This window comes from Xylanibacter rarus (assembly GCF_001275135.1).
Taxonomy (GTDB): Bacteria; Bacteroidota; Bacteroidia; order Bacteroidales; family Bacteroidaceae; genus Prevotella; species Prevotella rara.
Genome location: NZ_LFQU01000001.1, coordinates 376,341 through 401,597 on the forward strand (window position 1 = coordinate 376,341; position 25,257 = coordinate 401,597).

The 25,257-nt window shown below is 46.4% G+C and carries 12 protein-coding genes and 1 pseudogene; all 13 read left to right on the plus strand.

What is annotated here, in order from left to right; all coding sequences use genetic code 11:
* Positions 1–565: 565 nt before the first annotated feature.
* The 13 genes and pseudogenes from ACU52_RS01570 to ACU52_RS01625 all read left to right on the plus strand — a co-directional run bounded on the left by ACU52_RS01570 (position 566) and on the right by ACU52_RS01625 (position 25,003).
* The gene (locus ACU52_RS01570; protein WP_053397482.1) at positions 566–1,984 is read left to right on the plus strand and encodes a S8 family serine peptidase; all 1,419 of its coding nucleotides are present in this window, start codon (positions 566–568) and stop codon (positions 1,982–1,984) included.
* Positions 1,981–3,330, plus strand: coding sequence for an exodeoxyribonuclease VII large subunit (gene xseA, locus ACU52_RS01575; protein WP_053397483.1), 1,350 nt, complete (start codon positions 1,981–1,983; stop codon positions 3,328–3,330). Before ACU52_RS01570 ends, xseA begins: the two co-directional genes overlap by 4 nt.
* 40 nt (positions 3,331–3,370) lie before the next feature.
* A complete protein-coding gene (gene xseB / locus ACU52_RS01580; protein ID WP_053397484.1) occupies positions 3,371–3,571 on the plus strand; it encodes an exodeoxyribonuclease VII small subunit in 201 nt (66 codons plus the stop codon).
* 193 nt (positions 3,572–3,764) lie between these two features.
* Positions 3,765–4,787: a branched-chain amino acid aminotransferase gene (locus ACU52_RS01585; protein WP_021853854.1), complete on the plus strand. Its 1,023-nt coding sequence runs from the start codon at positions 3,765–3,767 to the stop codon at positions 4,785–4,787.
* Between the two features lie 147 nt (positions 4,788–4,934).
* Positions 4,935–5,705, plus strand: coding sequence for a tRNA (guanosine(46)-N7)-methyltransferase TrmB (trmB, locus tag ACU52_RS01590; RefSeq protein ID WP_053397523.1), 771 nt, complete (start codon positions 4,935–4,937; stop codon positions 5,703–5,705).
* 231 nt (positions 5,706–5,936) lie between these two features.
* A complete protein-coding gene (locus ACU52_RS01595; protein ID WP_021853852.1) occupies positions 5,937–7,112 on the plus strand; it encodes an MFS transporter in 1,176 nt (391 codons plus the stop codon).
* Between the two features lie 762 nt (positions 7,113–7,874).
* Complete coding sequence (locus ACU52_RS15715) at positions 7,875–8,231, plus strand: DUF3575 domain-containing protein (protein ID WP_262503031.1); 357 nt, start codon at positions 7,875–7,877, stop codon at positions 8,229–8,231.
* 40 nt (positions 8,232–8,271) lie between these two features.
* A pseudogene (locus ACU52_RS15720) lies at positions 8,272–8,460 on the plus strand (DUF3575 domain-containing protein); the annotation flags it as partial.
* A gap of 76 nt (positions 8,461–8,536) precedes the next feature.
* Positions 8,537–9,898, plus strand: a complete 1,362-nt coding sequence (locus tag ACU52_RS01605; RefSeq protein ID WP_082335106.1) for an OmpA family protein — start codon at positions 8,537–8,539, stop codon at positions 9,896–9,898.
* 40 nt (positions 9,899–9,938) lie between these two features.
* Positions 9,939–11,615 (plus strand): hypothetical protein, encoded by a 1,677-nt coding sequence (locus tag ACU52_RS01610; protein WP_053397486.1) that lies wholly within the window; start codon positions 9,939–9,941, stop codon positions 11,613–11,615.
* A 153-nt stretch (positions 11,616–11,768) separates the two neighbouring features.
* Complete coding sequence (locus ACU52_RS01615) at positions 11,769–12,815, plus strand: hypothetical protein (RefSeq protein WP_147630734.1); 1,047 nt, start codon at positions 11,769–11,771, stop codon at positions 12,813–12,815.
* 66 nt (positions 12,816–12,881) lie between these two features.
* The gene (locus tag ACU52_RS01620) at positions 12,882–13,889 is read left to right on the plus strand and encodes a hypothetical protein (protein WP_147630735.1); all 1,008 of its coding nucleotides are present in this window, start codon (positions 12,882–12,884) and stop codon (positions 13,887–13,889) included.
* A gap of 182 nt (positions 13,890–14,071) precedes the next feature.
* Positions 14,072–25,003 (plus strand): hypothetical protein, encoded by a 10,932-nt coding sequence (locus ACU52_RS01625; protein ID WP_053397489.1) that lies wholly within the window; start codon positions 14,072–14,074, stop codon positions 25,001–25,003.
* Positions 25,004–25,257: the final 254 nt, after the last annotated feature.

Here is a 25,257-nt window from a genome sequence, read left to right on the forward strand (position 1 = left end):
GAGTTGATAATTGTTAACTAAATTGCCTGTTTTGCCCTGCAGCAGTTTCGTTGTCAGAAAATCTGCGGCAGTATGTTTCCTGCTGCTTTTTGTGTGATTTGGCCATGGCCGTTTACGGTTTGTTTATGTGCGGAATGTCCTTTCTGTCATATTTTATGTTCTTTCCGTGAACTTCTGGCCTTCTGTCTTGATTCATGATGTATGAAACTGCCTGCCGTTTAACCTTGTCCTGTCTTGCAAAAGGCCGTCTTTTGGCTTCCGAAAGGCCATGTTTTGCATCGTGATACACTGCTTTTCGTGCTTAAAACCTGTGCTTTTTGTGTATATACTTGTCGCCATACGCAGGCAAGCATGCCGTAAAGGGCCTGTCAAGTGTTAATATTTAACATTCTCCTGTTGCCGTTTTAACATTTTCGGCACGTGCCGTCGTGGTCTTAACATGGCTTAAAATACATCGGCAGGCCTTGTTGGCGCTGTAAGGAAAACGCGAAAATAAACCCTGCATAGTCTTTGCGTTTACGCTTAAAAAAGTTAACTTTGCATCTGCTTAAATTTATGTAGGCAGATGAAAAAACTTATAACACTTTTGATGCTTTTATCCCTTGTCATGCCTTCGTCGGCTTATGGCACAGACGGGGCACGCAAGAAAAAATATCCCGGAGGCAAGACATACATGTACCGCGTTGAGCTTAAGGACAAGACTGGCACGCCTTACAGCCTTGCTCGTCCTGAAGATTACCTATCGGTGAAGTCGCTCGACCGCCGCAGACGCCAGGGACTTCAGGTTGACTCAACCGACCTGCCAATAAATCCTGCATACATATCAGCCGTAAGTTCCGACGGAGTTGAGGTGGTTAGCCGCAGCAAATGGAACAACACTCTGCTCGTTCGTTGCAAGCAGCCCGAGCGTGTCAGACAGCTATTGTCGCTGCCTTTTGTCAAAAGCGTAAGGAAAGTATGGACGTCGCCTGATTCTGTCAGTGCGGTTTCGTCGAGAATGAAATACCACACCGAGTTTAACCGCTGGGACACTGTGGCGCAAAACTACTATGGCGTTACGCGCGAGCAAGTTGAAATGATAGGCGGTGTGCGTATGCATAATCACGGATTTACGGGCAAGGGCATCACCATTGCCGTTCTTGACGGAGGATTCATGAACACCGATCTGATACCTTGTCTGCAGAATGTAAACATCCTCGGGTGGGAAGATTTCGTCGTGCCGAAGTCCAAGAGCGTTTTCAAGGAGATGGAGCATGGCACAAAAGTGCTGTCGGTAATGGCCGTAAAGGTGCCTTACACCTTTGTGGGCACGTCGCCCGATGCGGCTTACTGGCTTCTGAGATGTGAGGACGAGACGGGTGAAAGCCTTGCCGAGGAAGACTACTGGGCTGCTGCTGCCGAGTTTGCCGACAGCGTCGGCGTTGACATTATCAGCAGCTCCTTGGGCTTTCATGATTTCGACGACAGTTCGTTCAATTATGAATATGCTCAGCTCGACGGCCATACGGCACTGATATCCGCCACAGCTTCGATGCTGGCGTCAAAGGGAATAGTGCTTGTAAACAGCGCCGGAAACGACGGCATGTCTTCATGGAAGAAAATCAATGTGCCTGCCGACGCACACGACATACTGACCGTAGGCGCCGTGAGTCCCAACATGCGCAATGCCGCTTTCAGCAGCGTAGGCCCTACAGCCGACAACCGTGTAAAGCCCGATATAATGGCCCTTGGCAGTCCGGCGTCGGTTATCACGGGGCGAGGCACCATCATCAAGGATATGGGCACTTCGTTTTCAACGCCTGTGGTGTCGGGCATGGTGGCCTGTCTTTGGCAGGCGCTGCGCGACAAGACGGCATTAGAGATTATCGACCTCGTGAGGCGTTGTTCCGACAATTATTCCACTCCTGACAACATTTACGGCTATGGCGTGCCCGATTTCTGGCGTGCCTACGTCATGGGCCGGCAGCAAAACCGCTCAAAATGACACACACCGTATCGCTTCTTGAACTCAACCGGCTCGTAAGAGATGCGCTCGAGCTAAGCATGCCAGGCGACTATTGGGTTGAGGCTGAGCTGGCAGACGTGCGTGAGTCGGCCGGTCACTGCTATATGGAGCTGGTGCAGAAAGACGAGTTCGGCAGCACTCCCGTTGCCCGTGCCTCGGCTAAGTGCTGGCGCAGCACGTGGATGCTTGCCCGTCCGCATTTCGAGCGCGTAACGGGCGAACGCATACATGCCGGCATGAAGGTGCTTTTGCAGGTTCATGCACAGTTTCATGAGAACTACGGCTTTTCGTGGATCGTAACCGACATCGACCCTACTTTCACGCTTGGCGACATGGCACGCAAGCGCATGGAGATAGTGCGCACGCTGAAAGAAGAAGGAGTGTTCGACCTTAACCGCGAACTGTCCATACCGCTCTTCGCCCAGCGCATTGCCGTTATATCCAGTGCCACGGCGGCAGGATATGGCGACTTCTGCAGTCAGCTGAGCAACAATGCCTATGGCTTCGACTTTATCGTCGAGCTGTTTCAGGCTGTCATGCAGGGCGAACAGGTGGAGCAGAGCGTCATTGCTGCCCTCAACCGCATCAACGAGTGTGCCGACTTGTTCGACTGTGTTGTCATCATCCGTGGCGGAGGAGCCACGAGCGACCTGTCGGGGTTCGACACTCTTGCCCTTGCCGAGAATGTGGCAAACTTTCCGCTTCCGGTCATCACCGGCATTGGTCATGAGCGCGACGAGTCGGTGCTCGACATGGTGGCCAACACAAAGGTAAAGACGCCTACGGCAGCCGCTGCATTCCTTATTGAAAACCTTAAGCGTGTTTCCGACCGCATCATGTCTGCCGGCGACCGCATCACTACGGCTGTGCGCCGCCGTCTCGACTATGAGTCGATGCGCCTTGGGCGTCTTGCTGCCGGCATACCGTCCTTGTCGTCGCTTGTCATCACCAGGCGTCAGGCCTCACTCGCCTCGCTCTACGGCCGTCTTTGCGCTGCAGCATCGTCGGGTCTGGCTGTTCGCCGCTCGCATATCGAGTCTGTCGGTGCGTCGCTCGCACCGCTTGCCTCGCGCCGCCTGCTTGTGGAGAGCCATCGTGTGCAGCTTCTTGCCCAGCGTGTGGCCGCCTCCGACCCCTCGCAGCTTCTGCGCCGGGGCTATTCAGTTACGCTTCACAACGGCCGCGCCGTTACCGACGCCTCCGCACTTGCCGAGGGCGATGTAATCGAGACACGCTTTGCCCATGGCTCAGCCTTGTCTGTGGTGCAGGCATCTGATAAGCCGTCAAAAGACAAAGGTGTGGCTGCGGGCGGAAAACATCCGTAACATTGAAAGAAAAAATAAACATATCATTATACGAAAGACTATGCCTAAAGAAATGAAATATGAAGAGGCCGTAAGACAGCTTGAAGATATTGTCGCCAAGATGGAGAGCAACGAGCTTGACGTAGACAGCCTGAGCCAGCAGCTGAAGACTGCCCAGAAGCTTATAAAGCTGTGCAAGGACAAGCTCAGCCTGGCTGACAGCGACATAAAGAAAATACTTCAGGACGACAACAACGGCTGAACATGCCCGCAGGCAGGCTGCAAAACAGCATAAAACTGACATTTTTAATAAATTATGTCATAAAAATTGCTGATTAGTAATATTATTATTATTTTTGCCGTTGGTAAGTCCGGGGCTGACATTACATATAGTTAACCCCAGTGGCTTTGTTGATTGAGTAAAATTTGTTGTATACTTTAAAAATAATATGAATATGAAAAATCTGGATTGGTCAAAATTGCCTTTCGGTTACATTCCGACAGACTATAACGTACGTTGCTATTATCGCGACGGCAAGTGGGGCGAAGTTGAAGTTTGCTCTGACGAATATATAAAGATGCACATGGCTGCTACGTGTCTTCACTACGGCCAGGAGGCATTCGAAGGTCTAAAGGCTTACCGCTGCCCTGACGGCAAGGTTCGCGTTTTCCGTATGGATGAGAATGCAGCACGTCTGCAGAGCACATGCCGCGGCATACTGATGCCGGAGGTTCCTACAGAACTGTTTGAGGAAATGGTTACCAAGGTAGTGCGCCTGAACCAGGATTACATACCTACATACGAGAGTGGTGCAACTCTTTACATCCGTCCGCTGCTCGTCGGCATGTCAGCACAGGTTGGTGTTCATCCTGCCAGCGAGTATCTCTTCATGATATTCGTTACTCCGGTAGGTCCTTACTTCAAGGGTGGATTCTCAACTAATCCTTATGTCATCATCCGCGAGTTCGACCGTTCTGCTCCTCTCGGCACAGGTATATATAAGGTGGGCGGTAACTATGCTGCTTCTCTGCGTGCCAACAAGATGGCTCACGACCTCGGATATGCATGCGAGTTCTATCTCGATGCAAAGGAGAAGAAATATATGGACGAGTGCGGTGCTGCCAACTTCTTCGGTATCAAGGACAACACTTACGTTACTCCTAAGTCTACCAGCATTCTGCCGAGTATCACCAACAAGAGCCTCATGCAGCTGGCTGAAGACATGGGCATGAAGGTTGAGCGCCGTCAGATTCCTGAAGACGAGCTGGCTACATTCGAGGAGGCAGGTGCATGCGGTACTGCTGCTGTTATCAGTCCTATCTCTAAGATTGACGACCTCGAGAACAAGAAGAGCTATGTTATCAGCAAGGACGGCAAGCCCGGACCTATCAGCACTAAGCTCTACAACAAGCTGCGCGGCATACAGTATGGCACAGAACCCGACATCCATAACTGGACAAAGGTTGTAATTGAATAATTGATAATTTACAATTCATAATTTATAAATTACTGATCCATAATTCATAGTTCATAATTCATAATTGGCTATTTCTTTGATTACCGATAGCCTGTCTTTTGACAAATAATTATGATTTATGAATTATGAATTATGATTTATTTTAAGATGAGCAAAGGAAAATTGGCTAAGTTCGCCGACATGGCGAGATATGAGAACGTGTTTCAATACCCTTATTCGGTCGTTGAGAATGTGCCTTTTGAAATGAAAGGCCACTGGCGCGACATGTATTTCCACAATGACAACCCCATTGTGCTTGAGCTGGGATGCGGCAAGGGCGAATACACCGTTGAGCTGGCAAGGCTATATCCGGATGTCAACTTCATCGGTGTCGACATCAAGGGCGCACGTATGTGGACAGGTGCAACGCAGGCTCTTAACGACGGACTTAAGAATGTGGCATTCCTTCGCACCAACATCGAGATCATCGACCGCTTCTTCGGTCCTGACGAGGTGCAGGAGATTTGGCTCACGTTCAGCGATCCTCAGATGAAGAATGTGCGCAAGCGTCTCACCAGTACATACTTCATGGAGCGTTATCGCCGTTTTCTTGTCGACGGAGGCATCGTGCATGTCAAGACCGACAGCAATTTCCTTTTCACCTACACCACATACATGACAGAGCGCAACGCCTTCCCGGTGTTGTTCTCAACCACAGACCTTTATCATGCCGAGGGGCTTGATGTCGACACCATGCGCATACTTTCAATTCAGACGTATTATGAAAGTCAGTGGATTGAGCGCGGACTCAACATCAAGTACATGAAGTTCCGTCTTCCGTCGGCAGGCGACATGGCAGAGCCCGACGTAGAAATTCCTGTTGACGACTACCGCAGCTATAAGCGCACCCGCCGCAGCGGCGTAGACATGCGCAAGTAGATAGCCACGGCAGTTGTCTTGGCGGCAGTTGACTTTTGGCGCATACACAAATGTGCTAAAGTCAGGTGTGCGTTTACGCGGCAGTGTATCGACATTGCTGTCATGACATGGACATGTGTTTGTGCCTTGTCTTTTGCAGACTCTTTTCGGTCATGTCTGCCTCTTTTCATATTATATCAATGATATGCCTGTAAGAATGTTTTTACATGCACATAACTTTTTGTAACGAAGATGACAGTAGAGCTTAAAGAGAACGGCGGTCTTCCTGCCCGAATTTTGTGGACACTTGCCATTGTTGCAGGTGTGTCAGTTGCCAATATATATTACAATCAGCCGCTGCTCAACGTGATAGGCCGCGACCTGGGCGTGAGCGAGTTCAGTTCCAACCTCATAGCCATGATCACTCAGGTGGGCTATGCCGTCGGACTGCTTTTCATTGTCCCCCTTGGCGATCTCTGCCGCCGCAAGAACATAGTGCTCGTAAACTTCAGCGTGCTCGTGTTCTCGCTCCTTGCCATAGCCTGCTCAACCAGCATTTATGTTATATGGGCAGCATCGTTTCTTACCGGTGTAGGCTCAATGATACCGCAGATATTTGTTCCGATAGCTTCGCAGTTCTCACGTCCGGAGCATAAGGGGCGCAACGTGGGCATTGTCATCTCCGGACTGCTCACAGGCATTCTTGCCTCGCGTGTGGTCAGCGGCGTGGTGGGCGATGTGCTCGGCTGGCGCGCCATGTATTTCATTGCGTCGGGGCTGATGCTCGTATGCGCCTTTGTCGTAATGAAGGTGTTGCCCGACATACGGCCTACGTTCAAGGGCTCTTACGCCAAGCTCATGGCGTCGCTCTTCTCGCTGCTGCGCGATTATCCTGCCCTGCGCGTATATTCCGTAAGAGCCGGACTGGCTTTCGGTTCGTTTCTTTCGCTTTGGGCCTGTCTGTCGTTCAAGATGGCACAGGCACCGTTCTATGCCGACAGCGACGTGGTGGGCTTTCTCGGCTTGTGCGGCATTGCCGGGGCTCTGACAGCCTCGTCGGTAGGCAAGCACGTCAGGACCGTAGGCGTGCGCCGCTTCAACTTCATTGGCTGCGCGCTTATGCTGCTTGCATGGGCATCAGTCCTGTTTCTCGGCGACACCTATGTTGGTCTGATAGCAGGCGTGATAATCATCGACATCGGCATGCAGTGCATACAGCTCAGCAATCAGGCAAGCATGTTCGAGGTATGCCCCGGAGCATCAAACAGAGTGAACACCATATTTATGACAACATACTTTGCCGGAGGTTCTCTCGGCACATTCCTTGCCGGCACGGGCTGGCATGCCGCCTCTTGGACAGGTGTGGTGGCCGTAGGCGTATGCCTCACGCTGGCCTCACTTGCCGTAACGCTGTTCACACGTCGATGAGCTATGGGGCAGGAGAGTGTTGTCTGAAATGTAAAAGGCCGCAAGTCATATTGTGAAAGACCACATATCAGAGTGTAATATGTGGCATATTGCAGCATGAAAGGTATGCTTTTGCTTAATGGATATTACTGAAAAATATTTTTTTAAAGAAACTCATCACTCGTCACATACGCTTGTAACCTATTGGCTGATAGAGAGTTGATGTGTGACGAGTTTCTTTCTCAACTCGTCACAACGCCTCGTTCTGTGCCGTTTTTTAGCCGTAACGTGGCTCTGTAAATATGGAATTTCAGCTAAAAATATGTTATATGCTGCTCTGTGATGAGTTGAAAATGCAACTCGTCACACGGTAAATGGTTGGCTTGCAGCGAGTTAAAGCCTGTTGTGACGAGTGATGAGTTTTTTTAAAAAACTTTTTTGCTGTTTTACTTCTTGCCATTTACTGATTTCGGTTGACTTCAAGCAGGGCTTTGTCTGATTTTAGTAGACTTATGTGAACGTTGGTGTCTGTTATCGGTTATTGCCATGATTTTGATTAAACGGGATGTAGCCTATAGCCCGGTTAGTGTTTAAAATAATTCCTGACGTTCTGCGACATCATGTGTAAATTTTATGTTTACAGATTAGATTGCTGTCGGAAATTTTTTTAATATTGTTAAAACTATCGGACACTAGTTAATAAGATTTAATATATATAAGTGGAATAGATTATTCAATTTAAAAAGGTTTAACTTTGCAGCACTTACTAGATTATTAATAAGAATGTCAAGATTTTTAAAATTAGCTTTAGTGTTGGGCATGCTGTTTTTGACCGATACAATTACTATAACTGCTCAAAATTTGGCAGTTAAGACAAATGTTTTGTATTGGACAACAGCAACGTTTAATGCATCTGTTGAAACACGTCTGTCGTCAAAGTGGACTCTTGATGTTTCGGCGGGTTACAATCCGTTCACATTTTCTGATAACAAAAAGTTGAAGCATTTTGCCATTCAGCCTGAGGCACGCTATTGGCTCTGTTCTCCTTTTTCGGGGCATTTTGTAGGTGCCAACCTGCTTTATTCCCATTATAATGCCGGCGGAGTGAAGATGCCTTTCGGCAGTTTTTTCAGACCTTGAGAAGTACAGGTTCCAGGGTGACCTTGGTGCCGTAGGCCTTGTCTATGGTTACAGCTGGATGTTGCCCGGAAAGCGATGGAGCATAGAGGGCGTTGTCGGCCTTGGATATGGCATAACCCGTTATGACAAATATGCATGTGCTGTGTGCGGAAGCAAAATTGGTGAAGACACAAAGGGTGTTTTCATGCCTACTAAACTTGCAATCTCTGTTATATATTACATTAAGTAAGTCGCATTGATGATTTCTGTCGGTGTGATTTTATTTTGCATACTCGACTAATTTAATACAATCTCAAGATACAACAATGATGAGATCTTTAAGTTCAATTCTTTTACTGGCATTGGGCTCATCTGTCTGTAATGCGTCCGCATTGCGCGGCAACGGCGTTGATGCTCAGTGGATAGACTCTACGGCTCTCAGGCTGTCGTTCGTGTTGACTGAAGGCGATTCGGTAGGCAGCAATTATGCCGTTATAGCCACGCCCCGTCTTGTAACTGCTAAGGGCGACACCCTGCTGCTGAAGCCGACTGTGTTCAGAGGCAAGCGCAACATGCGCTACACGGAGCGTGCACGATTTTATAATAATGCTCAGCAGGCCACGGCAGATGAGGTGGCTTTAGGCTCGGAAGTTAGGTATGACGTCATGCTCAGGCGTGCCGACAGTCCCTGGATATGGGAGGATAAAGTATACCTCGACGTGGCACGCGAGAAAGAAGGATGCTGCAATGTTGAGGATATGGCCGGAAGGCGTATGGGTGATATGGTGTATGTGCCGCAGTTTGTGCCCGCACTTGCCGTTGTTGAGGACAATGCAGGCAAGGCTGGTGAGCTGCAGAAGGATAATCCGGTGCTGATGCACGTATCGCAGTATAAGCCCTACGACAATACGCGCATACTGCGCAAGGAGAAGGGGGCTTTGTATGTTCATTATCCTCTGAACAGTTCGGAGCTGAAACGTGACTTCCGCGACAACGCACAGACGCTCGACCGTATTGTTGACATTACGCGCAGCATAATGGCCGACTCTACATCGTCGGTTAAGATCATACAGATTGTTGGTCTGGCTTCTGTTGAAGGTTCACAGAAAAACAATGTCAGTCTGGCAGGGCGGCGTGCCGATGCCCTGAAGGCGTATATACAGAAGAGGGTGAAAATATCAGATAAGCTGTTTGACTGCGCCAATGGCGGCGAGGCATGGACCGAGCTGCGCGACCAGATAGCCGACGGCAGCTTTGATGGGCGCGACGAGCTTCTGCACATAATAGATACGGAGAAAAATCCGGATAAGCGCGAACAGATGATAAGACAGCTAGACGGTGGACGTCCGTATGCGTATCTGCGCGACAACGTGTTGAGCGACCAGCGCAATTCGGGCTATCTGCGGATATATTATGACTATGTGCCCGACACGGCGGCCAAGACCATAAACGAGGCTACAGAACTGATGCAGGAGGAGAAATATGACGAAGCTCTCAGAAAACTGCTTACAGTTAAGGACGACAAGAGAGCCTTCAGTCCGCTTGGAGTGGCTTACTACATGACAGGCAACAGGCAGAAAGGTCTGGAGTATATGAAGCGTGCCGCAGCCGACGGAAACGTACAGGCTAAGCGAAACCTTGAGCAGTATGAAGCTATAATGAAGGCGGAACAGCTGAAAGAGAAATAAACAACAAAATATTATAACTTAATTAAATTAATTATTCTTTATGAAAAAGTTTTATAACAGAAATTTTGCCTATGGAGCAGCAGCGCTGCTTATTGGCGCAGTGAGTTTCACTGCATGCTCTTCTGAGGATGAGTTGTCTAACACCAATCCAACCTATGATGGAGAGAGCGTAAAAACACAGTTTGCAATTAATATTCCTGCAGCAGCTAAGACGAGGATGACAGGAGAGTACACCCAGCAGGATGGAAACTTCCTCGGTATGAAAGATATAAAGCTGATACCTTTTGCCTCAATGCCTGCATCAGGAACAGAGTCGAATCTTGGTTCTGTTATTACTTTGGGTAATATCAGTGACAATCTGTCTGCAACTTCTAACGCTAAGGTTTATAATGATGTTGCCATTCCTGTAGGTACAGGTGCTGTAATCCTTTATGGTCAGGCAAATAAGGAGGCAGGAACTAATTTTGATAAAGGTGCAGTAACAATGCCGAGCGATTATTCTGTTTTGTCAAATATTAAATTTTCTCCTGTAAATATAACAACCAACGAGACAGACGCAAAGGCTACGGCATTGGCTGCATGGATGACATCTGTAGCAAATGCTGAAGGTTGGGATGCTGCCGGAGAAGGTACGTTGAAAGATTTGCGTGATGAGTTTCTGAAAACGACTGTAGGTTCTTCTAACAGTGTATTGTGCCTGATGCAGTATCTTTATAATGCTTTGGCAAAAGAAGACGGTGCTGAGGCTACAGCTATTAAGGCTGCTATTAAGGCCGGTAATGGTGTTGTAGAGTCTGATGGAAAACTGAGCTATGGAGAAGGCTCTTCATTGGCCGGTTATCCTGAAAATATAAATCTGCCTGATGGTGCAGCCCAGGTTGTATGGAACTCGACAAAATTTGATGTTGTTGCAGCTTCAGGAAATACAGGAATTAATGTTGCATCATTAGACAGCTATGTTTATCCTGCAGCTTTATGTTATTACGTGAATAGCAATGTGAAGACTGCTGATACAGAAGTTGATATGGACGCCGCTTCTGATTGGACAGCGATTGTTGGATCAATGACAGGCAGCTCTGTGGCTCCGACAACTCGTTCGATAGCAATTGAACAGCCCATTAATTATGGAGTTGGCCGTCTTTCAACTCAGGTTAAGTTTGGCGCACAGCGTGTTCCTGACTCAAAGGATGATGGTCATAATAGTTCTGTTGTTGAAATTCCCGGTGAAGGATTTAAGATTACAGGTATATTGATTGGCGGACAGGGCGAAGTTGGCTGGAATTATATACCGACAGCAACTGGCAGCAAAACAATATATGATAAGTCTATGACAGAAGGAATGTGTGCAAAATATTCTTCTGATTTTACAGGTGCAATAACCAACTATACTTTGGCTTTTGAAACAGAGTCAAATAAGGATGTCAATGTGGCTATAGAACTTGTGAACGGTGATAAAGATTTTTATGGCAAAGACGGTATGATAATTCCTGCTGGCGGTAAATTTTATTTAGTTGGACAATTGAAGTCAAGCGCAGCTACTGAAACTGGCGAAAAAATCTTTAAACAAGACTATAATACTATTGCCAAATTTAATATTACAAATCTGAAGTCAGCTTATAATGGTCTGCCTGATCTTCGCACACCGTCATTACAGCTCGGTATGTCTGTTGATTTGAATTGGGAAGAAGGCCATACGTTTGACGTAGATATTCAATAATACAAATGATCTTTTTGTCCTGAAAGGATTTTTTGTATAAAATGCTAACCAGGCGGCAGCCTTTCGTAGGGCTTCCGCCTACAACCGGAAAACGCTTGCGGATAACCGTTAATCTTCCGTGAGTGCGGTGATTTAGAAAAAGAAGAAATAATAATGGTGTTAAGAATGATGACGAAGCGTAAAAATAAGAATTATTGTTCAAAGTTTTGTGCAGGATTGTCGGCATTGCTGTTGTCAGCGTTTCCGTTGTCCTTTGTTTCGTGTATAGATGAAGATTTGTCGCGTTGCGGTGTAAACTATTCCGTTGATTATCGTTTGGAATTATCCGCATCACTTCGTCAGACGCTCGACCAGCAGCTTACCACACCGGCAGAACGGCAACTGGCTGCGGCATTGCGTTCTGATATGACTGACATTATGAGCGAGCGTGCCGCTGTGATGGATCTGTCGTTCTTTACATTAGAAGACGGCAACTTGGCTCAGCATCAGACCGTTGAGCCTGATGCCAACAGTCTGTCAATGACCATCTATATGAACCGTGGCGACTACCACAATATAGCCCTTGCAGCTACTCATTCTGTCAGTGAGGTAACTATCAGCGGCGCATCAACCTACACAGGCATCAGTCTGCGCCAGGCACAGGCCGATACGCTCGACTCACACAGTGCTGCTATCTATATGGGATATGGCCGTATGCTTATGGACAATGTTTTTGGACATTTCTATGTGCCCTTATATATGGTCAACTCAGTACCTGTGCTGGTTGTAAATCCAAACAATTCACCGGCAAAGGCACTTGTGGCGTATACACGCCGCACGTCGTCAGGTCTGCATTGTTCAGACAGCACTTTTGTATACGACAATGAGGCCGTAATCAGGACACACCGCACGGAAGGCGGCGGACTGCTTGCGTTCCATTCTGTATGTTTCCCGTCGGCAAATACTGCAAAATCACGTGCAACAGACGACCCCACAGTGGCTGAGGGAAGTATATGGGAAATGGATCTGATAACACAGATGCCCGACGGAAAATATGTCAAGAACACACTGTATATGAAAAATCCGCTTAAGGCAGGCGAGATGCAGGTGATAAAAGTGAAGCTGAATGATGAAGGCGGTGTTGTGACAGAAAATCCCGAAGTCGGTGTATCGGTTGAGTTGGATTGGAAGCCCGGAGGCGATTTTGATATTGAAATTTGATGATGTTATAGCAGAACCTTCCGGAATAATTTATGTAAGTAAAATAAAGAAAATACACGTTCAGACATGAGGTATATCTCTAAAATACATGTTCTTTTATGTGCCGCAGCTTTAGCCATAACGGCATGCCAAAGCGAAGACTCTATTTCGCCGGAGACTGATATGGAAACGGTCAAACTTCTTGTGACAGTTCCTGCGACGTCAGGGCTGACGCGTATAGGTGATCCGGGGACGGGCGTGGAAGAAGGATCTGACTGGGACAGGCTGGCGGTGATATTGGCGTATAAAGACGGACCGTATGTGCAAAAAACAATTATAACAAAAGATGATTTTGACAAACTTCCTAATTATGACGGCCGTGAAGGAGTAAAACTTCTTACTGTCGATGCACAAATTGGTTCTGCATATATTTACGGCGTAACATACAGCAGTGATGCTCAGTATAACCCGGAACAAAGCATAAGTGACTGTAAAGATAATGAGCAGGTGAAAGCCTTGACAATATCTAATGATTATGCCGGAACAGACGATAATGCTTCAGCTAAGTTTGTCAGCGTAGCCACCGGGTATTATAAAACTGCTGTTAGCGGCGACCAGCCGGCTCTGTTTGAAATACAAGTTGGCGGTACGGGTGAGATAGGCAGCATACCGACAATGACGCTTACCCGTCTTGCCTCTAAAATAGACATACAGTGGGATGCTGCTGATGCATACGATCAAGGATATACAGATGTGAAGGTTACAGATTTTACATATAAAGGAAAGGAATATGGCCGATTGTTCCCGGAGATTACAGGTGTGACACCGGATAATCAAGATAAATCATGGACATTCTATAACACCTCAGAGATAAGTCAGCGCAACGGTCGCGTGTATCATTATACGTTCACTGATGGTGCAACGACACCGAGTGTGACATTTAATATTTCTGCAAGAAAAGACGGCAATGATATTACCGGAAGCGGATATACAATGAATTTCAGTTATGTCTTGCAGCAGGCCGCCTGGTATAAGGTTAACGCAACGATAAAGGGCGTAACCGGCAGTGGAAGTATCACGCTGAGCATGAATTGAGCCGGCAGACATGAATAAAAACTGACATACTGAGAAATTGATAATATCAGTAAAGACAACAAAAAATATTAATGTAGCAGTATCTGCAAAGATAATCGTAAAAGAATAATGAAATGATAAAGATGCGGACTTTATTCAGATTTTATATGTTGCTTTTATTCCTGGGTTCTTATTTAGGAATTATGGCACAAACAAAGATTTATTACGTCAGCCCGACAGGTGTTGGCGACGGCACGTCGTGGGAAACTACTACGACATTGCAAACAGCATTGCAGAATGCCGTTGCCGGCGACCAGATATGGGTGCAGGGCTTTGAACAGATAACGAGCGCCGACCAGCTGTATGTAGCTCCTGCCGATGGGTTCAGCTTGAAGTCAGGCGTTCAGCTTTACGGCGGTTTTAAGGGCGATGAAACTAACGTCAACAGCCGTGAGACGCTCGGAAAGCCATATCAGATGAAATATCGTTCCGTGCTTTCGGGTGATATCAAGAGAGATGATGTTGTTGACAATACAAACTTGATATTCCCTGCCAATACAACACGTTCAGACAATGCCACACATGTGCTGAATGTTAATATGGCACCTGCCTCAGGAAACAATAAAAATACTTCGCCCACTATAATAAATGGATTCTCAATAGGCAACGGCCATGCTGACGGCTCTGGTGAGAAGGGCGGCGGTATATATATACATGGCGATAATACGGGTGGCGGCATCTTCCGCATAGAACGCTGCTTCCTGTTGAACAACTATGCCACACAAGGTGGTGCCATATACGTTGATGCTGAAGTAAAGAATGTCAACAACAGCACATCACTTGTAAATCAGTGTGTTGTTTATAACAATGCAGCCGGAGAGCGTGCTGCAGTAGAGAACGCCGGTGGCGGTCTGTATCTGGCAGGCGAGGCCACCGTGGTTAACTCATCAATATTCAATAATGAGAATGGAGGACTGCGCCTTGCTGACGGTGCGAAAGTTGTGAACAGTACTGTGTCGAGAAATTCAAGTGGCGGCATCGATATGATAAACGATAAGGCCGAAGGATATAATGTTGCAAATACTATTATTTGGGGAAATTCAACTCTTTCGACGCAATACAGACCGGAATTCAAAAATTCCGCATTCCATGAAGTTGAGACCGGTGACTCAGACGGAAACATATATGTTACTGCAGAAAACCGCGGTGACACTAATGCTCCTATGTTTGACGCACCGTCGCTGAAGACAAGTTATGACCGTGATTTCAACTGGCGTCAGACAGCTTATCCGCTTTGGTCGTGGAATGTGCTTGAAGGGTCGGTAATGTTAAGTAAAGGTGATCAGCAGTCTTACGACCAGTCTGCATACGGCAGTGAGGATATGGCCGGCAATCCGCGTTTTAACGGCTCTACGATAGATATCGGAGCATATGAGTTTCAGCAGATGTTGTCGACACGTATACGTTACGTCAAACCTGTTGCAACCGGGACAGGCGATGGCTCTTCTTGGGAAAATGCTTCAGGTAACTTGCAGAACATGATAGACGAACTGGCCAAGAACAATCCGCAGAATCTTCCTGGAGAAGTTTGGGTGGCTGCCGGAACTTATGTACCACAGGTACAGGTTATCAGTGGAACAACTTATTCTGCATCGTTCCTTATGCGTGACGGAATTAGTGTTTATGGAGGCTTTGCTGGCGATGAAAGCAGTAAGCAGGAACGTGAAGTGGGCAAAATGCCGTGGAATTTTGTTAATAAGACCATTCTCGAAGGTTCTTATTATGAACACAGCAAGACATCTTGGAATGAGTCAAATCATAAATGGACTTTGACGAGCGACTCACGTCATGTTGTTTTCTTTTCACCCCTACCTTCAGAAGGCAAAAGCGGTTTCGACAAATCAACCATACTTAATGGAGTAACCATACGTGGAGGTTATGCTCAGGGAGGTGAAGGCGTGGCAGACTTCATGACAGACCGTGGAGCCGGTGTTTACATGGGTATTAATGCAACATTGGAGAAGTGTATTGTTACAGAAAACTCGTCTACGGGCAATGGCGGTGCTGTCTATATGTACGGCGGACGTGTTATGAATTCGCTGATATATAATAACAATGCCGACGGTGACGGTGGAGCTGTATATGTTGACAATGCCGGTATAGTGTTGGCCTCTATGCTTACTAACAATTCTGCCAACAATGGCTCGGGCGCTTATCTTGCACACACCGGCAATTGGACAGACGGCAAGCCGCATCCTGAATATCTCATCCTTTCAACATCTGTTGTGTCAAATAATACGAGTCGTCTTAATGGTGCTGTTTATTGTGCAAAAGGTGGAGTGTTGATGCAGAATACTATAACTAACAACGATTGCCCTACGGCAACAGACAATACTTCTGCCAATGCATCACAGAGTGGTGGCTTGTATGTTGATTCATATGGACTTGTAATCAATTCTGTTTTGTGGAACAATACTATCCAGAAACGTAATATACCGATGTATGCAAAGAATCCAACACCGTCTAATGTACGTTTCTTGTATACAGCATTGTCTGGTATAAACAATGCTGTTTGGAATAATGTGCTTCAGCAGGAAGTAATTTCGTTGGCAGAGAGCAATAATATTGCTGAAGAAGGCGTGCTCAGTCCTGACTTTGTTGCCGAAGGCCTGCCTGAGTCTACAGGTGTAACAGGTTTATTGGAAGATGTTAACTATTTCTGGCAACCTGTAACGGGAGCAAATCTGCGTGCTCGTGGTATGACGTTAGGTACATTCCCAGATGATGTGCTGGTTGCTCCTGAAATAGATATTGCCGGGACACGATTTGCTCAGAAACCGGCTGTGGGTGCTTATTCGGTTGAGGCTACCAATATTAATCCTGAAGATACAGGAGATGCCTTGAAAGTATATGTTGATGTTGAATGTGCTGTGGCTACTCATGACGGCAGTTCATGGGCAAATGGCTATCGCTCACTTAATGAGGCTATTGCCTATTTGTCAGGTCTAGATAAGGAAACGGTTGGAAACAAACGCCTTGAGGTGCATGTGATGGAGGGTGATATATGGCCGCGTTATGCTTTTACTAACCTTGATCCGCAAACTGCAACTATAGACATTCCTGCAGCAGCAAGTGGGGCAACTTTGTATATTTATGGAGGCTATCATAGATCAGACGACAAGATTTCGGTTGAACGTAATCCACTGACTTATCGTTCTGTTATAAACGGTAATCATGAAGGTAAGAATATTGAAGATGGATTGTATCATTGTATAACTGTTGCTAAAGGAGCTGCCGTTTGTCTTGACGGATTTCATATTATTAACGGTTACGCTGCAGGTGAGGCAAGCCGTCAATATGGCGCAGGTCTGCTTGTGCATGATGGAGCAAATGTTACGGTGAACAACTGTATCTTCGAGAACAATACGGCTCAAGAGGGTTCGGCTATTGATGCACGTAATGCATCTTTGACGATGAATAACTGTGTCGTAAATAACAATACGAATATAACTGAAACTGCAGCTGTGGTAAACGGTGATGGAGCAAATTTGAAAATTAACTTTGTTACTATAGTTAATAACAATGGCAAGGCTTATTCTGACAATGCTTCGTTGATTTCTTCATTCTCAACGGCAAACATATCGGCAAATACCCACACCATAGAAATTTCTACAGCTCAGTTCTCTAACCCGACAAAGACATCTGGTGCTTCGTTGGGTTTTGACACATATTTAGGCGGCTACTCGTCGTTCCAGCCTACAAATCAGAACCCGATAGTTAATGTTGGAAAAGCTATTGGTGGAATAACAACGGACATTACGTTGTCAGCCCGTAGTCGTGGAGGTGCACCTGATTTAGGTGCCTATGAGGCACAGCTCCCTGTTGACGGAACTGTAATTTATGTACGTAGTGAAAATGGTGATGATAATAATGATGGCTTGTCTTGGAGTAGTGCAAAGAAAACAATTACTGCGGCACTGAATACGGCTTCAACTGCCACTGAAGCTATATGGGTAGCTGCAGGAACATACAATGAGCGTGTAACAATGAAGGATGGTGTCAATGTGCTTGGTGGTTTTGCCAAGACAGGCAATCCTGACAATAAGCTAGATGGTGTAAACCGCGACATATCTAATGCCAACAGCAACTTTATGACTGTTATAGATGGACAGGGTGGTGGACGAGTCTTGACACAGCCGGCAAACTTTAATAAACTTACTACTTGGGAAGGTTTTGTTATTCAGAATGGAGCTACAAAAGGAGACAATGCTGACAGTAATGGAGCAGGTGTTAAGTTGATGAGCAACGGTGAGTTAAAAAATAGTCTTGTTCAAAATAATACGCATACAAATACATATAGTTCATGGGGAAGTGATACAAAATCTATAGGTGGCGGTGGTATTAGTATGTCATCTGGTTCTATTGTTGATGGCTGTATCATAAAAGCGAATAAAACGAATAAAGAAAATAATGACAGATATACCTGTGGTGCGGGTATTCACATGAATGGAGGCACGCTCATTAATTCTATTGTTGTGGATAATGTTGCGACAAGCGTAGGGTCTGGATGGTTGGCATGGGGCTCAAATATACTTGGAGCTGCCGTATTTATAAATAGTGCTGGAACTTTTTATAATTGCACATTCGCATATAATTATGGTAATACAAATGGTAAATCCGCTGTTGTTGGTGGCGTTTGGGATGATTCGAAGAATTCAAAGTTTTATAATTGTATATTTTGGGGAAATGCAGGCAATGGAACCGGTGGTGAGAATACTATTCAGGTGGGAGGACCTGGATATTCTGATGGTGGAACAGAGGCTGCAGCAAACAAAAATTTGATCAACTGTTATGCTTCTATTGCCGAAAGCTCTCAAACTACATCTGAATTATGGAACAATCCTGATGCTACATTCCAAATGAATATCGGTAGCAATGATTATAATCAGATGATTTCAAAGGCAAAGGCTAATCAGCCATTTGATGATAATTATAAACTATTGAATAATACGACCGGTTTACATTGTATTAATAAAGGAAACAATATTTATGTTGAAGATAACGACATTTATGTCGATGCAGCCGGTGCCACACGTATTCAGTATTGTACTGTTGACAAAGGTGCTTATGAAAGTGCAGATGCCATACAGATTAAGCCGGATGAAAATGGAGTTTATTATGTTACGCAGAATGGAGCCGGAACATCAGATGGATCTTCTTTAGAAAATGCGTCTTGTGCAATGGAACTGCAGCGTGTGCTTAATGCTGCAGGTGAGCGTGCAAAGACAGGAATGGATGCAATTGTGAAAATTGCCGGTTATGAAAGCGCTTCTTTTGTTTATAACGCAAATACACTAAGTAATCAGGATGATCCGCAGAGCTATACTTACGTAATTCCTTATGGCGTTACTGTGATGGGCGGGTTCAGCGATAAGGATGGCAACTGGGATGATGACAACGACGGATATAAGCGCGAACCGATTACATATAAAACTGTTTTGTCGGCTATAAATAATAGTAGCTCGTTGGAACAGAAGGTGAACGGATATCATACCGTTACGTTCGGCGAGAAGCCTTCTGACTGGAACGGCAACGATAAGAAGAGTATCATAGACGGTATCTATCTTATTGACGGCAAGGCAACATCTATGTCCGGTAACGGCAATCCTAATACGCGTGGAGGCGGTGCTGTAGTACCATCTTGGGCACATGTGCGCAACTGTGTTGTGGCCCGTTGCGAGGCTATTGAAGGAGGTGGACTTTATGTCTTGCCCGGAGGCGTTGTATCTGGTTCGCTTATTATGGATAATACGGCAGAAAATGGAGCAGGGGTATATGCAGATAATACAAATGCCGGTAAAGACAGCAGAGCTCACATGGTGTCATGTACAGTGACTGACAATACTGCTTCATCTATAGGTGGAGGCTTGTTCCTCGAGGATGGTGCTATGATGGTGACCAATTCAATATTGTGGGGTAATACGGCACCTTCTGACAAAAATATCAGTGGTGTCTTGACAGAAGCTTTAGAGGATGATGTGTGGTCTTCTGTTGAGCATGGCATTTCCGCATTTTATCCTGTCAACCATTCTTTTGTTGAGACATATGAGATGCCTTCTAATTTTGAAAATACGACAATGGAACGCAATGAAGATCTTTACTTTGCATCGTCTTCTCGATTGTTGAAGGCCTATTCGCCACTGATAAAGCATGGCATGGATACAGAATATCAGGACGCTATGGCCAGTCGGTTAGGTATCTCTTCTGTTGATATGCAGGGCATACCCCGTATTCAGGCTGATATGCCTCGTATTGATGCCGGAGCGTTCGCGTTTGAAGGCGGAACCATACCTACAGACGTCCTGCTTACCCGCATCTTCGTGTCACAAGGTGCAAATGTGCAGTTGCCCGAAGGTGAGGATATGGACAAATATATAGGGCGTTCTTTCTATACATCGCTGACATGGCTTGATGATGCGTTGGAGTATATCAAGGCTGTGCGTGAAAATGGTGTTGCTAAAGAAACAGACAGGTTTGAAATCCTTTTGGCCGGCGGCACATATAAACCAAGTTACCGTCGTATGGATGCAAGCACTGAGACTGTAGACCAGCGACAGAACTCTTATGTTATTCCGCAAGGTGTGAGCATCTATGGAGGATTTAACGGAACAGAACAAATTACCTCTAAGTCAGCCGATGGTCAGGATATTGTATCTATTCCGGGGGTAACTGGCAGCTTTACTTGCATGGGAGACATCAGTGAAATTTTATCTAACCGTGCTTATTCTGACTTTAATCAGAATGGCATCAACGAGCCGTGGGAACTTGCCAGTCAGGTAATTCTCTCAGGCAATGTCAACGTGTCAGAGCTGGTTAAGAATGTTTATCATGTAGTTTATTCTGATGCAAAAGAAAATCAGGAACCGCTTAATCCTGTTATATTAGACGGCTTGACCATTATGGACGGTGAAACTTCAAACATATTAAGTAATGCGGCTGATACTGACGAAATCGGTCGAGGTGGAGGCATCTATTCTAACGGAGTGTCTTATCTGCTTAACCGCTGCCGTCTCATCAATAATTTTGCAGTTCGCGGCGGAGCTGTCTATATGCGTGACGCCAAGTTGACCATTGTAAATTCCATTCTGGCCGGTAACGGCACGGTGGATAATGCCCAGCCTGTAGTGCCTACTCAGCTGCCAAGAGGTGGAGCTGTATATGTAGCGGGCGTTTCTGATGCTCCTAAGGTCTATGCAGGGTTATATGCTGTAAATACGCTTTGGGTTAATAATGAGACGGTAGGCCAGGGCGGAGCCATCGGAACAAATTATGCAGATGGAATAATTGGACCGAATTATGTTCCTGAAGTTTCATTAATGAATAATACTTTTGTCAGAAATAAGGCTCAAAGCAATGCGGTGATTTACCACCACAATGGCAAAAATACTATTACAAATACGTTAATGTGGGGTAATGAAATTACAGGTGAGAATATTCCGCAGACAGACGAAACAAACACGTCGATCACTCACAGTGCGAGCGATGCTGTTGATTTGTCAAAATACAGCGATACCAATATTCTTCTTTCTACAGACAATACTTCTGTAACCGGACCTCGCTTTACCAAGCCTTCATCAACAGCAGGTGTAGCCGGCAATGATGCCAACAATCAATGGAATCCTGCTGCAATATCTGTATTGACTGATGCCGGAGACGGAACTCATAAGGTGGAAACCGGAAGCGGAACTATTGACGGTGCATACGCAGACTGGATGCGGAGCAATGCCGGCGAATATGCCACACAATACATGGGATATAAAGACTATATGGACACATATCTCCGTTATGCTGGTCCTTTGAAAGAAGACGGAACTTCTGCCGATAAGCCTATAGACATAGGCTTATATGAATATCAGTATGAAATAACGTTCCCGCAGATGGATGCTATATATGTGGCAACGGTAGAGAGCGGAAAGGCAGATGGATCAAACTGGGCAAATGCAACTTCTGACTTGCGCGGAGCTCTGACGGCTATGGCCAATCCTACAGGAGGTACAGTTAAGGATAAGGCTGTTTATATTAAAGCCGGTGAGTATTCATTGCCAAGAATGTCAACAGGTACGGCTTTTACAGTGTCTATGGGTGATACTCAGTATGGCGAGTCGCTGAATGTGAAAGGCTCATATAATGAGTCGGGTGTTCAGGATTTCAGCAAGCCTACAGTAATTACAACTCAGGAGAGCAATTCCGACGTAACGAGCCTGCTGATGGACGTTGCGGCCAACAACAAGCCTGTAACGATAGAAGGACTTACCTTTATAAACAAAAATTCAAACGGCGGAACAGGAATGCAAGCAAGTACGGGCGGAGGCAAGGTTACGCTTAAAAATGCAGGCTTCCGTGGCAATAAGGTAAATGGATTGAATATAGTTTCTGGTTCGTCGGGCAAAATTTTGCTCGTCAATACGCTGTTTGCCGACGGAGGTACAGGACTTAATGGAGCCGACAGCCGGACCACGGTGGTGAATGCAACGTTTGCCAATAACAAGGCAGATCTTACCACCTCTGCATCAGTGCCGTCTGTTTATAACTCTGTTTCATGGAATAACGATACACAGAATTTGACAACAGACGATTACAACAAGAATGTGGCAATAACCCGTGGTGTGGCAAACGATAATGTCAATGAAGGTCCTAACTTCCGCGATCCGGATAATGCAGATGTCTATAATCGCGATTATCGTATACGCCCAAGTGTGAAGTTGCTCAATAAGGGCAGCAATGCCAATTATGCAGAGCAGGCTCTGGCAGCGGAGACAATTCCGGCTGAAGAGAAGGATCTTGGCAATAACCAGCGAGTTGTTGACGGGTCGGTAGATGTTGGTGCATACGAGTATGAAGCACCGCTGCAGCCTATTGTCTATGTTAAGGCTGACCTTACGGCAACTGCTGACGGAAAGAGCTGGGAGACGGCTCTTGGCGACTTGCAGGGTGCTGTTGATTTGGCCGGCTTGTATGCTTTGGGACATTCAGGACAGAATGGTTACGTTTTTGTTCACGGCAATTATCATGATACGGGCTTGCTGAATATGTCTCTTGGAAATACCAAGGTGTATGGAAGCATGAATGATGAGCGGAGTGCAGAAACAGAAACAGACCGCATTGTTTCTGACTTGTTGGGTAAGCGTAAAGGCATGTTGGTTGCCGCAAGCCGCTCTTCATTGGAGAACGTTGCCATAGGTGCTGACGGCGTGATAGATGGATTTGAGATTACTGGCAAGCCGGTGGTTAATGCCGGTGTACTTTCCACTTCGATTGTTAATAATGGTGTTGAGGGTGCCGCAGGCGGTTTGTTGTATAATTCGTTGGTGTTGGGCTCAGTCAATGCTGTTAAGGCGGTTAATGTGACGTCGGCGGAAGCCATAAACGGTGCAGCCGGCAGTGGTAACAACCGGGCTTCTGTTGCAGAAACGAACAGTTATGTTACGGACGATTACTGGGAATATCAGTTGATGGAGACCTCGCAGGATATTGATCCGACAGGTAACCGGACGGATATAAACGAGTATATAATGAAAGTAGGCCATGAGCGCGACCTTATAGGCAACAGGCGAATCCGCAACGCAGTTGATAACGGCTGCTTTGAGACATGGAATATAAGCAGCGATTACGCTATTACGGCAGATGACTATCCCGTTGGCAGGTCAGTGGTGTATGTACGCAAGGGACAGGAACTTTCGGTCAAAGCAGGAGTTTATCCTAATGGCAACGCCTTCAACCCCGGATACCTGCTTCTGGAACATCAGGCAGGTTTGCGCGGCAACGGCAATTACATCTCGCTGACAAACTTTGCTGTTGAACGCGATGTAACAGTAAATGGCAACGACCTGGCCGTAATGCCGTTTGAAGTTAAGCGTATGAGTCCTTTAAGCGGTTATAACTTGAAGCGCTACAGTGGACAGATGCGTGCTGCTTACAGCTATCAGTATGACGGATCTGACGGAAAAGCATGGACAGACGGCGGCTTTGCGCAAATAGGAACAACAGAGGGCTTCCTCATTGAAAACACCTCAAACGATAATCTTACGGTGCGTTTCAGTGGAAAACAGTATAGTGAGGGTGGAGCAGACAAGAGCGTCGTGCTTTATAAATGGAACTATAATGAACCATGGTACTCAAGTTCGTCAGCTGGCAATAAGTTCACACATAAGGAGAACATGAGCTGGAACCTCTTCGGTTCGCCTTATCTCTGCGCAATGAATTATGGCGACATGGAATATGGCCGCGTTATATATGGATACACAGAGGGTGCATATAAGACGATAAACACTGCCGGCGAAACTGCCGGAGGCTATATTCCTGCCGGTGATGCAGTTTTCACACAGACTGCAACCTTGAAGGATGCAGAGATAGTCGGCATCAAGACCTCTGAGCAGAAAGACGGCGTGCCTTATGCCGCGGCTGCAAATCTTACGGTAGGCCTGAGTCAGGCCGGAGCAACGCGTGCTGCCGGGGCAGACAAGACCGACGTGCTGCAGCTTAACGCTGTGCCTGAAAATGAGGCACGCAACTATTTCGACATCGCCTCTGATGGCGTCAAGTGGATGGCTGCCGACAGCGTAGCGCAGCTTTACGCTGCACGCTCGGGCGCACGCTATTCGCTGTTGTCAGCTGTCAGCCAGGGCGGTGAGGTGGCTGTTGGCGTTACGTTGCCCGAACCAGGCATGTACACGTTCTATATACCTGAAACCTGTGATGCCGGCAGCTATGAAAGTGTAGTGCTTAAAGATGCCAAGACTGGCAAACAGACCAATCTGCTTGATGGCGGCTATGACTTCACCTCTGTTGAAGGCGGCGACATATCGGGACGCTTCACTATAAGCTTTAACCGTATGCTCGATGACGATAAGAATGCGGACATACGCGCATGGTCGCCATTGCGTGACAGGGTTAGCGTTAGCGGTGTTGAGGCAGGCGACCGCATAGCCGTTTATTCTGCTGACGGTGTCCAGGCTGCTTCATGCGTGGCATCATCTTCTGTTGAGAACATTCAGGCGTCCGTGTCGGGTGTTGCGGTTGTTGAGATAACGCGAGATGGCAGGACGATAGCCGTTAGAAAGGTGAAGATGAAGTGAGTGTAAAGTTTTTCTTTATATAGAATAAAATCAATGCCGTATGACTCAGTCCGAGTTCATGCGGCATTATTTTTTGTAAAATCGGTTTTATCCCCAACCGGCGTTATTATTCAGGTTCTTATTGTCGTTTGTTTTTCTCCGGTCAGAGAGGCGAGAACACAGACGGAATCAATATCTTTGTAGAATTATTATATATATGTGTGGTGAATGATTTTGGCTTATTGAAGTTATGCTGCCAAAGGCCGCTAATCACC

What these genes read in the sequence shown, in the direction of transcription:
- ACU52_RS01610 (WP_053397486.1), top strand. Translation starts at nt 9,939, where the DNA reads ATGAAAAAGTTTTATAACAGAAATTTTGCCTATGGAGCAGCAGCGCTG.
- ACU52_RS01615 (WP_147630734.1), top strand. Translation starts at nt 11,769, where the DNA reads ATGGTGTTAAGAATGATGACGAAGCGTAAAAATAAGAATTATTGTTCA.
- ACU52_RS01585 (WP_021853854.1), top strand. Translation starts at nt 3,765, where the DNA reads ATGAAAAATCTGGATTGGTCAAAATTGCCTTTCGGTTACATTCCGACA.
- xseB (WP_053397484.1), top strand. Translation starts at nt 3,371, where the DNA reads ATGCCTAAAGAAATGAAATATGAAGAGGCCGTAAGACAGCTTGAAGAT.
- ACU52_RS15715 (WP_262503031.1), top strand. Translation starts at nt 7,875, where the DNA reads ATGTCAAGATTTTTAAAATTAGCTTTAGTGTTGGGCATGCTGTTTTTG.
- xseA (WP_053397483.1), top strand. Translation starts at nt 1,981, where the DNA reads ATGACACACACCGTATCGCTTCTTGAACTCAACCGGCTCGTAAGAGAT.
- ACU52_RS01620 (WP_147630735.1), top strand. Translation starts at nt 12,882, where the DNA reads ATGAGGTATATCTCTAAAATACATGTTCTTTTATGTGCCGCAGCTTTA.
- ACU52_RS01625 (WP_053397489.1), top strand. Translation starts at nt 14,072, where the DNA reads ATGGCACAAACAAAGATTTATTACGTCAGCCCGACAGGTGTTGGCGAC.
- trmB (WP_053397523.1), top strand. Translation starts at nt 4,935, where the DNA reads ATGAGCAAAGGAAAATTGGCTAAGTTCGCCGACATGGCGAGATATGAG.
- ACU52_RS01595 (WP_021853852.1), top strand. Translation starts at nt 5,937, where the DNA reads ATGACAGTAGAGCTTAAAGAGAACGGCGGTCTTCCTGCCCGAATTTTG.
- ACU52_RS01570 (WP_053397482.1), top strand. Translation starts at nt 566, where the DNA reads ATGAAAAAACTTATAACACTTTTGATGCTTTTATCCCTTGTCATGCCT.
- ACU52_RS01605 (WP_082335106.1), top strand. Translation starts at nt 8,537, where the DNA reads ATGATGAGATCTTTAAGTTCAATTCTTTTACTGGCATTGGGCTCATCT.